Raw genomic sequence first — 12,120 nt, forward strand, 5'->3', positions numbered from 1 at the left:
CGGTAAACGCGCCTCAGCGGCGCTGGATATAGGTAATCGCCAGTGCTAACGCCAGCACCAGTCCTTTAATAATGTCCATGGCGTAGTAGGGCACAGAGAGCATGACCAGGCCGTTCTGCAGCACGCCGAGGATAACCGCGCCGACCAGCGTGCCCAGCGCGTTGGGCTTGCCGGAACCGGCCAGCGAAAAGCCAATCCACGCCGCCGCGACCGCATCCATCAGGTAGCCGCTGCCGGCATTGACCTGCGATGAACCGATACGTGAAGCAAGCAGGATGCCGCCCAGACCGGCGAGCAGTGAGGCGATCACATAAGCCAGCACCCGGTAGCGGGTGGTACGGATGCCCGAGAGGCGCGCCGCTTCCGGATTACCGCCCAGCGCATACATGCGGCGGCCATGCTTAGTCAGCGACAGCGCCAGCTGTGCGGCAAGGGTCACCACCAGCATAATGATGACGATGGTCGGCACCTGACCCAGCAGGCCAAACGCGGCCGGAATAGTGCCTTCCGCCATATCACCGCTCGGCAGCACCATGTTCTCGGTGATCGATCCGCCAAAGCTGTAGGTCATCGCCACACCCTGAATCACAAATAGGGTTGCCAGCGTCGCCAGCATGTCGGGGATGCGCAGGATCACAATCAGGAAGGCGTTGAACAGCCCGACCAGGGTGCAGAGCGCCAGGGTAATCAGGATTGCGGTCGTGGTGCCGAAGCCGTACCAGACAAACAGCGAAATCACTAACGCATTGGCGAGTGAGGCGGTTGAGCCGACCGACAGATCAAAGCCGCCCACGGTCAGCGAGATGGACACGCCGATCGCAATCACCGTCACAATCGCAATCGATCGCAGAATGTTGATGATGTTGTTGGGCTCAAGGAAGCTGTCAGAGGCCAGGCCAAAGGCAGCGATCAGGATCACCACCGTGAGTAACATGCCCCATTTATAGAGAAAGTCGAACAACTGGTGACGCCACGGCGCGGCCGTCAGGTTCAGGCTGGTTTCTTTGCTGCTCACGCAGGGGTTCCTCCGGTGGAATAGAGCAAAAGCGTCTCTTCGGTGACGTCGCGTGCGGCCAGTTCGGCCACAATACGTTCATCCCAGAGCACGCAAATCCGGTCGCATAAGCCGACCAGTTCAGAAAATTCACCCGACGCGTAGATGATGCCTTTCCCCTCGCGCGCCAGGTTGTCGATCAGGGAGAACAGCTCGGTTTTGGCTTTAATATCGACGCCTTTGGTCGGCTCATCGAAAATCAGCACGTCAGCGTTGTTGCGCAGCCATTTGCCAATCGCCACCTTCTGCTGGTTGCCGCCGGAGAGACGCCGCAGTGTCTGTGCCGGGCCGGTGGTGCGTACCTGCAACTGCCGGATAACCTGCTCCGCCCAGCGCCACGCCTGGCGATGCCCGAACAGGCTCCAGCGCGAAAAGCTGTCGTCGGCGCTGACGCTAAGGTTCATCGCCACCGACTCATCGATAAAGATCCCCTCTTTGCGCCGCTCTTCCGGCACCAGCGCCATGCGGCGACTGACGGAGTCGTGCGGCGAGCGCGGCTGCCACGGCTGACCGTGCAGTTCACCGCGACTGACGCGGCTTTTGCTGGCACCAAACAGCGCCTTGCAGAGTTCGGTTTTGCCGGCACCGGCCAGTCCGGCGATGCCCAGAATTTCGCCTTTGTGCAGCCGCAGCGAGATATCCTGCAGCAGCTGCTCATCGTGCAGTCCTTCCACCGCCAGCAGCAGCGGCTGTGTCTGCTGTTCACGGCGGGCCGGGAAGATATCGGTGAGCTGATGGCCCAGCATCTTCTCCACGATCTGCTCGCCGCTCAGCGCCGCCATCGGGCCGGTTTCGATCAACCGGCCATCACGCAGCACCGTCAGCTGGTCGCAGATGGCTTTCAGTTCATGGATGCGGTGAGAGATAAACACTATGCCGATCCCACTGGCCTGCAGACGACGTACCACGGCAAACAGTCGCTCGCTTTCGTGCTGATCCAGCGGGGCAGTGGGTTCATCCAGAATCAGGAAGCGGCAGTGGTGCGACAGCGCCCGCGCCAGCAGAATTTGCTGCTTTTCCGCCAGGGTGCAGCGCTCCACCAGACGGTTGACGTCCAGTGCCACGTCGAGCTGCGTCAGCAGCGCCCGCGCCTGACGGCGGATCTCACCCCAGCGATAGCGGTGGCCGGGTTCTGCCAGCCGATCCAGCAAAATGTTTTCCGCCACGCTGAGCTGCGGCACCAGCGCCACGTCCACTTCCTGCTGAACCAGATGGATACCCAGCTGTTTTGCATCACGCGGCGTGCGGATGGAGACCGGTTCACCATCCAGCAGGATTTCGCCGCTGTAGTGGCTGTGCGCGCCGGAAAGGATCGCCATCAGGGTAGATTTACCCGCACCGTTCGCGCCGGTCAGGGCATGAACCGAATGGCCGTCACTGCGGAAATCCACCGACGATAGCGCGGCAAACCCGCCAAAAGCGATGGAGATGTTACGCATCTCAAGGCGGTTTAACCCTGGCATGTCATTACTCTCCTGAAGAATCACTGGCCGCATTTTTTCCTGAACCTTCAGGCGCGGCAACAGCCGAAAGCGCATAAGCTAGCACGAAATCTTATTAGCCATCCAGACATCCGGACATAACGGCGGCTGTGACCAGCGAAGCGCGGGAACGTGGCGGAATAGCGGGGTAAAGCGCGGAAAAGGCAGCGAATTATGCTGGGGATAAGTGACAGGCATAAAAAAACCAGGCCCGAGCCTGGTTTACTTTTTTTGTGACAGAATTACTTTTCTGGCACCACATTCAGCAGGGTGGTCAGTAATTTCCAGTAAAGACCAACGCTTTCGATGTGAACCTGCTCATCCGGCGAGTGCGGCCCGGTGATGGTCGGCCCAATCGAGACCATATCCATATCCGGATAAGGCTTTTTGAACAGACCACACTCCAGACCGGCGTGAATCACCTGAATGTTCGGGGTCTTATCAAACAGCGCGATATAGGTCTGACGGGTCAGTGCCATGATGGCGGAGTCCGCATCCGGCTGCCAGCCTGGGTAGCCACCTTTCGCTTTGGTCTGCGCGCCCGCCAGCTGGCCCAGCGAGGTCAGCATCTGCACCACATAATCGCGACCGGTGTCGATCAGCGAACGGATCAGGCAGTTAATCTCTGCGTGGTCATCTTCCATCGTCACCACACCGATATTCAGTGAGGTTTCGACCACACCTTTCGCCACGTCTGAATTGCGGATCACGCCGTTTGGCGTGCTGTTCAGCAGATTCAGGAAGCGATCGCGGCTGTCAGTGCTCAGGGCATTACCCTGATGCGCCAGCGGCTCGGTGACCAGTGCGATATTTGGCTCTTTAACGCCGTGCTCGTTTTTGATGGCGCTCAGGAAGTGCGCCGCTGCGGATTTCAGCGCATCCGCTTTGTGGCTCTCGACGGCTACGGTAGCAAAGGCTTCACGCGGAATCGCGTTGCGCAGCGTACCGCCGCTGAACGCCAGCAGACGCAGATCCAGTTCAGCCGCGTGTGCCGCCAGGAAGCGTGCCAGCAGTTTGTTGGCGTTGCCGAGGCCCATATGAATGTCGGCACCGGAGTGACCGCCACGCAGTCCCTTCAGCGTCAGCTTAAGGGTCTGAAACTCAGCAGGCACGGCTTCGCGGGTCAGTGGCAGGGTAGAGACGAAGTCGATACCGCCTGCACAACCCATGTAGATCTCACCTTCTTCTTCGGAGTCGGTGTTGATCAGGATTTCAGCCTGCAGCCAGTTGGGTTGCAGACCGAACGCGCCATCCATGCCAGTCTCTTCGGTCATGGTCAGCAGCACTTCCAGCGGGCCATGCGTCAGGCTGTTGTCAGCCAGCACCGCCAGCGCAGAAGCCATACCGATGCCGTTGTCCGCGCCCAGCGTGGTGCCGCGTGCTTTTACCCACTCGCCGTCAATCCAGGGCTGAATCGGGTCTTTGGTGAAGTCATGCACGGTGTCGTTATTTTTCTGCGGCACCATGTCCAGATGCGCCTGCAGCGCAACCGGGGTACGGTTTTCCATGCCTGCGGTGGCGGGCTTACGAATCAGGATGTTGCCGACCTGATCGCGCTCACACCAGAAGCCCTGCTCTTTAGCCCAGCCGGTGATGTAGTTCGCCAGCGCTTCTTCGTGAAAAGAGGGATGGGGAATAGAGCAGATCTTAGCGAAAATATCCCACAGTGGCTGTGGAGAGAGTTGAGACAATTCAGACACGACAGGTCTCCTGTGTCAGTGTACCGGCGAGGCCGGACATCGCGAGTTTCCAGTGAAAAATCGCCGTCAGAGAATCTGACGAGCCAGGCCTGAGAATATCACTGTTTTTTACCGGGTGCGCTCTCAGACGCGCTAAAAAGCCGCAACCAGCGCGCGGGTGCTGGTTTTTAGTGCGTCAACTCCTTATAATCTCGCGCAACCTTTTCCCCGTTGCACATTTTTACGCCACCTCGGTTGGCTGGGATTTCTATTTTATGAGCGAAAAATACGTCGTTACCTGGGACATGCTTCAGATTCATGCCCGTAAACTGGCCCAGCGCCTGCTTCCTGTTGAACAGTGGACAGGCATTATCGCGGTGAGCCGCGGCGGTCTGGTACCGGCTTCGCTGCTGGCACGTGAACTGGGTATCCGCTACGTTGATACCGTCTGCATCTCCAGCTATGACCACGATCATCAGCGCGAAATGAAAGTGCTGAAGCGTGCGGAAGGCGACGGTGAAGGCTTTATCGTGATCGATGACCTGGTGGATACCGGCGGCACCGCTCAGGCGATTCGCGAGATGTACCCGAAAGCGCGTTTCTGCACCATTTTCGCGAAACCCGCTGGTCGCTCACTGGTTGATGATTATATTGTCGATATTCCGCAGGATACCTGGATTGAGCAGCCGTGGGATATGGGCGTGGTCTACATTCCGCCGATTGTAAAAAACTGATTGATACACATCAGACAACGCCCGGTTTTCCGGGCGTTGTGCTTTCTGAGCCTCGCACCCCGAATTGCCGTACAGTACACTTAGCCATCGCCGTTCTGTTGCAGGAGAAGTGAGTATGACGAGCAAAAATCTCAGCGAGGAGCTATTCAAGCCGCGCTTTAAGCATCCTGAAACCTCTTCCCTGGTTCGCCGCCAGCATCACGCTACCCCGGATATCCACTCAGCCCTGGATGGTGACAGCCAGCGTGGCTGGTATCGCATGCTGAACAAGCTGATGTGGACATGGCGCGGCCTGACGCCGCAGGAGATCAGTGAAGTGCTGGCGCGTATTGCCATCAGCAACGTTGAACATACCGATGAGACGCTGCTCGATACGGTAATCGGTTTCCGCAGCGGTAACTGGCATTTTGAATGGTGCAGACAGGCAGGCATCTGGCAGCAGAAAGCGCTGGAGGCGACCGACGACAGCGAGGCGGGTGACTACTGGCTGCACGCGGCGCACCTCTATAGCGTTGCCGCTTATCCCTATATAAAAGGCGATGAGCTGGCTGACCAGGCACAGACGCTGGCCAATCGCGCCTATGAAGAGGCCACTCAGCGGTTGCCAGGCGAACTGAAATCCCTGACGTTTGCCATCACGGGCGGCAGTCCGGTTAGCGGCTTTCTGCACATACCACCGGATGTCGAAGCGCCTTATCCCACCGTGCTGTTCTGCGGCGCGCTCGACTCGTTACAGAGCGATCATTACCGCCTGTTCCATGACTATCTTGCCCCGCGCGGCATTGCGATGCTGACCATTGATGTGCCGTCGGTGGGTAACTCGGTGAAATGGACGCTGAATCAGGACACCAGTTTTCTGCATCAGCAGGTGTTGCGCGATCTGAAAAACGTGCCCTGGGTTGACCATACCCGTGTGGCGGCGTTTGGCTATCGCTTTGGCGCGAACGTGGCGGTGCGGCTGGCCTATCTGGAATCGCAGCGGCTGCGCGGCGTCGCCTGTCTTGGCCCGATTGTGCATGCGCTGCTGACGCAGACGGCGTTGCAGGATGAGATCCCGGATATGTATATGGATATGCTGGCAAGCCGGTTAGGCATGGCGACCGCTTCCGACAGCGCGCTGCGCACCGAACTCAATCGTTATTCGCTTAAAACCCAGGGATTGCTGGGCCGCCGGACGCCGACACCGATGCTGTCGGGTTACTGGCAGAACGATCTTTTCAGTCCGGAAGAAGAGAGCAAGCTGATCGCTAACTCGTCGTCAGACGGCAAAGCGCTGCTGATTCCGGTGAAGCCGATGATGGCCAGTTTCGACAAGGCGCTGAATGAGATTTGCGACTGGCTGGAGAAGCGTTTAAAAAGGTAACTGGCAAAATTTACAGTATTTGCTACAACTAGTAGCGGAATTCTTCCGGGCGGCCTTATAAAGGCTTATGACGTAATCGGGCCGCCCGGAAATCAAGGCTGTATAGCGGTCAAAACCTATGGAGAATCAGCATGACGTTACCAAGTGGTCATCCCCGCAGTCGCCTGCTTAAGCGTTTTACCGAGCTTGGGCCTTATATTCGCGATGGGAAATGTGGCGAAACCCGCTTCTTCTTCGACTGTCTGGCTGCCTGCGTCAATGTGAAACCGGCACCGGAACTGCGTGAGTTCTGGGGCTGGTGGATGGAGCTGGAAGCGCAGGCTGACCACTTTACCTATGTCTATCATATTGGTCTGTTCGATAAAGAGGGCGACTGGTCGGTGGTAAACATCAAAGGTAAAGAGAACACGGCACGTGTGGAAGAGACCTTACGGAATTTCCATACCCGCCTGAAAGCGATGCTGAAGGAGTTAGAGCTGGATCTTATCCCGGCCAGCGACTTCGATGAGAAACCGGTGAAGCTGAGTGCTTGATTAGGTAGTTCAGTAAAATAAAGACGAAAAAAATGGCGAGTTTAAAAACTCGCCATTTTTGTTGAAGTCTGGCCCGCTGTTAGATCGCGTTTTCGCAGAGAACACGGTCAGATCGGAAAGACGCAAAAGCCGCTATCCATGGCACGCTTTGCTCACGCAATTACGCACCTCATCCCTGAGGTGCGTCCGTAAACGGGCCAACGCTTTGCGTTGTTCAAAAACGCTCCCGGCGTTTTTGTCCGTGGCGTGGGACGCTTTCCTCTTCTGACCGTGTTCCCTGCGTGTTGAATTTATGCGTTGCTGCCAGATCCAAATCCGCCCGGTTTTCGAGCCTCAAATCAGAACTGGTAAGTCACACCCATTGCCACAATGTCGTCGTTGTTGATCGACAGCGCGTTGTCATCATCCAGCTGGTTGATTTTGTAATCCACGAAGGCGGACATGTTTTTGTTGAAGTAGTAGGTTGCACCCACATCGATATATTTCACCAGATCCGCATCGCCGATACCGTTTTCGATATCTTTGCCTTTGGTCTGCACATAGCCAATAGAAGGACGCAGGCCGAAATCAAACTGATACTGCGCCACCAGTTCGATGTTCTGCGCTTTGTTGGCTGCGCCCGCGACGGCAGCGCCGGTATTACGGTTGGTGCCGCTGATTGGCGTCATGTTGCGGGTATCGGTGTAAATCGCCGCCAGGTAAACGCTGTTGGCATCATACTTCACCCCTGCGCCCCAGGAATCTGCGCGGTCACCGCCGCCATAGGCGCGCGCCTGCTGCTGGTTGGTGCGGTCAGATGAGGTGATGGCACTCATCAGGCTCACGCCGCTATCACCCAGCGCATAGCCCAGTGAAGCACCGTAGCCGTCGCCGTTCTGGCGGTTAATGTCAGTACGGCTGTTGGCGCTGGTGGCGTCGTTCTTGCCCTGATACTGCAGCGCAAATTTCAGGCCATCGACCAGACCAAAGAAGTTGTTGTTGCGGTAAGTCGCGACGCCGGTGGCGCGCTGGGTCATAAAGTTATCGGAACGGGCCGTGCCGTCCCCACCGAATTCCGGGAACACGTCGGTCCAGGCTTCAACGTCATACAGCACGCCATAGTTACGGCCATAATCCACCGAACCATACTGCGAGAATTTCAGGCCTGCAAAACCCAGGCGGGTCTTGTTGCCGTTATTGGCGTCGCTGCCTTCAGAGTTATTAACGTTGTACTGATATTCCCACTGACCGTAACCGGTCATCAGGTCATTAATCTGCGTCTGGCCTTTAAAGCCGATACGGGTATAAGACTTGTCACCGTCTGCGCTGGCATTATCGCTGATGTAGTGCTCAGCTTTAACTTTGCCGTATAAATCCAGTTTGTTGCCGTCTTTGTTATAGATTTCGGCAGCGTGCGCGGCAGAAGCCAGCGTCAGCGTGGAGACGATCATGGCCAGTGTGCTTTTCTTCATTTGCTATCAATCCCAATGTGAACGCCGTAAAAAAACGAAAGTTTTTGTAAAACACCGACTTTTTACCCGTCTGTGATGAACTTTTTATGACACTTTTCCGGATTTCTTGTTAATGCTGAACTTTTGGTCTACCGCCTTGTCCGCGTAAATTCGTGCTTTTCCCCCGCTGGCTGTTGGCTTCCGTATCGACTCCTGTTAAAACGTCCTTTCGTAAAAAATTTTTCACTACGGCAGGAAATATGAGTGGCAGTCAGACCTTAGTGGTCAAGTTGGGTACCAGCGTTCTTACCGGCGGCTCTCGCCGGTTAAATCGGGCGCACATGGTGGAACTGGTTCGTCAGTGTGCGCAGCAGCATGCCGCAGGCCACCGCATTGTGATCGTCACTTCTGGCGCGATGGCCGCCGGACGCGAACATCTGGGCTACCCCGAACTGCCACCCACCATCGCCTCAAAGCAGCTGCTGGCTGCGGTGGGGCAGAGCCGTCTGATTCAGCTGTGGGAACAGTTATTCTCCATCTATGGCATCCATATTGGTCAGATGCTGCTGACCCGTGCCGACATGGAAGATCGCGAACGTTTCCTGAATGCCCGCGATACGCTGCGCGCGTTGCTGGATAACCACATTGTGCCGGTGATCAACGAGAACGATGCGGTTGCTACCGCTGAAATCAAAGTGGGCGACAACGACAATCTTTCGGCGCTGGCGGCGATGCTCGGCGGTGCCGACAAGCTGCTGCTGCTGACCGATCAGCAGGGTCTGTTTACCGCCGATCCGCGCAACAATCCTGACGCTGAGCTGATCAGCGACGTCCACGTGATCGATGATGCGTTACGCGCGCTCGCGGGTGACAGCGTATCCGGTCTCGGCACCGGCGGTATGTCGACCAAGCTTCAGGCGGCGGATGTTGCCTGCCGCGCCGGAATAGACGTGATTATCGCCTCGGGCAGTCGCAGCGGTGTGATCAGCGATGTGATTGACGGTAAGCCGGTTGGTACGCGATTCCATGCACAGCAATCGCCGCTGGAGAACCGTAAACGCTGGATTTTCGGTGCGCCACCGGCGGGTGAACTCACCGTCGATGACGGGGCACTGGCGGCCATCATTGAACGCGGCAGTTCGCTGCTGCCCAAGGGCATTCGCGCAATTCAGGGGAATTTCTCGCGCGGTGAAGTGATCCGCATCCGCAGCCTGCAGGGCCGGGATATTGCTCACGGTGTTTCTCGCTACAACAGTGACGCGATGCGCATGATTGCCGGCCATCACAGCCAGCAGATCAGCGAAATTCTGGGATATGAATATGGCCCGGTGGCCGTTCACCGCGACGACATGATCGTCAGTTAAGGAGCGGACAATGCTTGAAGAGATGGGAAAAGCGGCGCGTGCCGCAGCGTATACCGTGGCCGATCTGTCGACGGCTGAGAAGAATCAGGTTCTGATGACCATTGCTGACCGCCTTGAGGCGGAGAGCGCAGACATTCTGGCTGCTAACGAGCTGGATTTAGCCGATGCGCGTCAGAACGGCATGAGTGCCGCGCTGTTAGACCGGCTGACACTCAACCCGCAACGCCTCGCCAGCATCGCCAGCGATGTGCGTCAGGTCTGTCAGCTGGCCGATCCGGTGGGACAGTTAATCGACGGCGGTCAGCTCGACAGCGGACTGCGTATTGAACGCCGTCGCGTGCCGCTGGGCGTTGTTGCAGTCATTTATGAGGCGCGTCCTAACGTCACGGTTGATGTCGCCAGCCTGTGTCTGAAAACCGGCAACGCCGCCATTCTGCGTGGCGGCAAAGAGACCTGGCGCACCAATGCGGCCACCGTCCGGGTGATCCAGAACGCGCTGAAACAGCACGGTCTGCCGACGGCTATCGTGCAGGCGATTGAAAATCCGGATCGCGAGCTGGTGAATAAGCTGCTGAAGCTGGATCGCTACGTCGATATGCTCATCCCGCGTGGCGGAGCCGGGCTGCACAAGCTGTGCCGGGAAAACTCCACTATCCCGGTGATTACCGGCGGCATCGGCGTCTGTCACATCTACATTGATGAGACGATGGAGATTGAACCGGCGCTTGATCTGATCGTCAACGCCAAAAAACAGCGTCCCAGCGCCTGTAACTCGCTGGAAACGCTGCTGGTGGATCAGGCGATGGCCGAACGTTTCCTGCCCGCTTTCAGCGCGCGTATGGCGCAGGAAGGCATCGCGCTGCATGCTGACAGCAACGTGCTGGCGCAGCTGCAGCAGGGCCCGGCTTCGGTCATCCAGGTTAATCCTCAGCAGTACAATGATGAGTGGCTGTCGCTGGACCTTAACGTCAAATTAGTGGCGGATATGGATGAGGCGATCGATCACATCCGTACGCACGGCACGCAGCACTCGGATGCCATTCTGACCCGTGACACCCGCAACGCCGCGCGTTTTGTTCGTCAGGTCGACTCCTCAGCGGTCTATGTTAACGCCAGCACCCGCTTCACCGATGGCGGGCAGTTTGGCCTGGGTGCCGAAGTGGCGGTCAGTACCCAGAAGCTGCATGCACGCGGCCCAATGGGATTAGAGGCGCTGACCACCTATAAATGGATTGCCTGGGGCGACGACACGCTCCGGTCATAGCTACGATAATTTTTAACAAAACGGGAGTCTTTCAGAGACTCCCGTTTTTTTTAGCCCGGCTTTCCGGTCCAGTGAAAGATAGAGTTTTCTGCCCATCTGATCAATTTTCATTCCCATCCTGTCACCGTTGCCCGCTATGCTGGCTGAATTTCACGCAATTTCTTACGGAACATTCCTGAAAGGCGGGGCTATATGCGGCCTGAGGCAATATTTTTTGTTCAGCTGCAGGCCGAAGCGGATAATGATAATTAGAAATGCTTGATAAAGCGGTTAGGTAGTAAACGAGCGGTAATATAAAATGAACTGGTAGCAATAATGAAAATAACATCCAGTATCTCTTCTATGGCTGATTATTAACTAATGGTTAAAAAAGAAAGTACAAGACAAGCTTTCACCACCAGGCTGATAGCGGCGTGTGAGAGTGCCGGCATTGTCGGACATGGACGAAACAAACAGGTTGCCAGAGCCCTGCAGCAGCAGGGCTGTAAGATTTCAACACCAGGAGTGTGGAAGTGGTTTAACGCGCAGTCAGTGCCTGATGGCGGCAATTTACTGGCGCTCAGCCAGCTGCTGGGAGTCAGGGTAGAGTGGCTGCAATACGGTATGGAACAACCCGCAGACCCGGTAACGCTGAGTACGTTTACCGGCCATAAGAATGTGTTTCGGGTGGATAGCCTTGATATCGGGCAGCGAAGCGCTGCGGGTCTGCCCGCGCGTGATGAGTTTGTAGAGACCATCCAGGCGATCGAATATGGTCTGGATGAGGCGCGGGTGCTATTCAACGGGCGGCCGGCGGAGAACATCCGGTTAATTGCCATCAATAGCGACTCTATGGCTGACACCTTTGCACCGCGCGATCAGCTGTTTGTGGATATCAGCGTGCGGATGTTCGACGGTGATGGCATCTATATTTTTACCCTCGATGAGCAACTCTATCTCAAGCGTCTGCAGCTGCAGCATAAGAAAATTGCTGTAATTTCAGATAATAAACGCTATGAAACCTGGTATCTCAATCACGACGACGTTACCAGCCTGAAGGTCCTGGCAAAAGTGATCATGAGTCAGGCGCGTCACTATCAGATCCTCGGCTAAGGCCGCTTTTGCCGCCTTTCTCAGACAGGCTGCAAAAAAATAATCGGCATAAATTCATAAATTTAACCAGCAGTAAATAAAAAATTAACCAACAGTGTTTGATAAAGCATAAGAACCTGTTAATAA

10 protein-coding genes are annotated in these 12,120 nt (G+C 56.3%); 6 read left to right on the forward strand and 4 right to left on the reverse strand.

Features of this window, described 5'->3' with window-relative positions; all coding sequences use genetic code 11:
• Window positions 1–13 precede the first annotated feature (13 nt).
• The 3 genes from BY447_RS14705 to pepD form a co-directional block, all read right to left on the reverse strand.
• Window positions 14–1,015, reverse strand: coding sequence for an ABC transporter permease (locus BY447_RS14705; RefSeq protein ID WP_110331417.1), 1,002 nt, complete (start codon window positions 1,013–1,015; stop codon window positions 14–16).
• Entirely contained in the window at window positions 1,012–2,517 is a 1,506-nt protein-coding gene (locus tag BY447_RS14710; protein WP_110331949.1) for a sugar ABC transporter ATP-binding protein, read from the reverse strand. The genes BY447_RS14705 and BY447_RS14710 overlap by 4 nt, the downstream gene beginning before the upstream one ends.
• Before the next feature lie 260 nt (window positions 2,518–2,777).
• Window positions 2,778–4,235, reverse strand: coding sequence for a beta-Ala-His dipeptidase (gene pepD, locus BY447_RS14715; protein ID WP_013356903.1), 1,458 nt, complete (start codon window positions 4,233–4,235; stop codon window positions 2,778–2,780).
• A 254-nt stretch (window positions 4,236–4,489) separates the two neighbouring features.
• Here pepD and gpt point away from each other — a divergent pair, with 254 nt between their 5' ends.
• The 3 genes from gpt to crl all read left to right on the forward strand — a co-directional run bounded on the left by gpt (window position 4,490) and on the right by crl (window position 6,844).
• Window positions 4,490–4,948: a xanthine phosphoribosyltransferase gene (gene gpt / locus BY447_RS14720; RefSeq protein ID WP_003851171.1), complete on the forward strand. Its 459-nt coding sequence runs from the start codon at window positions 4,490–4,492 to the stop codon at window positions 4,946–4,948.
• Window positions 4,949–5,063: 115 nt separating this feature from the next.
• Window positions 5,064–6,311, forward strand: coding sequence for an esterase FrsA (gene frsA, locus BY447_RS14725; protein WP_095707642.1), 1,248 nt, complete (start codon window positions 5,064–5,066; stop codon window positions 6,309–6,311).
• 131 nt (window positions 6,312–6,442) lie between these two features.
• On the forward strand, window positions 6,443–6,844 hold the full coding sequence (gene crl, locus BY447_RS14730) for a sigma factor-binding protein Crl (protein ID WP_110331418.1): 402 nt from the start codon (window positions 6,443–6,445) through the stop codon (window positions 6,842–6,844).
• Window positions 6,845–7,182: 338 nt separating this feature from the next.
• Here crl and ompC read toward each other — a convergent pair whose 3' ends face one another.
• On the reverse strand, window positions 7,183–8,295 hold the full coding sequence (gene ompC, locus BY447_RS14735; RefSeq protein ID WP_013356907.1) for a porin OmpC: 1,113 nt from the start codon (window positions 8,293–8,295) through the stop codon (window positions 7,183–7,185).
• A gap of 239 nt (window positions 8,296–8,534) precedes the next feature.
• On the opposite strand from ompC, the gene proB reads away from it, so the two are divergent.
• The 3 genes from proB to BY447_RS14750 all read left to right on the forward strand — a co-directional run bounded on the left by proB (window position 8,535) and on the right by BY447_RS14750 (window position 11,994).
• Window positions 8,535–9,638, forward strand: coding sequence for a glutamate 5-kinase (proB, locus tag BY447_RS14740; RefSeq protein ID WP_013356908.1), 1,104 nt, complete (start codon window positions 8,535–8,537; stop codon window positions 9,636–9,638).
• Between the two features lie 10 nt (window positions 9,639–9,648).
• Window positions 9,649–10,902 carry a glutamate-5-semialdehyde dehydrogenase gene (proA, locus tag BY447_RS14745; protein ID WP_110331419.1) on the forward strand — a complete coding sequence of 418 codons (1,254 nt, stop codon included), beginning with the start codon at window positions 9,649–9,651 and terminating at the stop codon, window positions 10,900–10,902.
• Window positions 10,903–11,262: 360 nt separating this feature from the next.
• Window positions 11,263–11,994 (forward strand): S24 family peptidase, encoded by a 732-nt coding sequence (locus BY447_RS14750; RefSeq protein WP_013356910.1) that lies wholly within the window; start codon window positions 11,263–11,265, stop codon window positions 11,992–11,994.
• The last annotated feature ends 126 nt before the right edge of the window (window positions 11,995–12,120 follow it).

Source organism: Pantoea sp. JKS000250, assembly GCF_003201065.1.
In the GTDB taxonomy this organism is placed as follows: domain Bacteria; phylum Pseudomonadota; class Gammaproteobacteria; order Enterobacterales; family Enterobacteriaceae; genus Pantoea; species Pantoea vagans.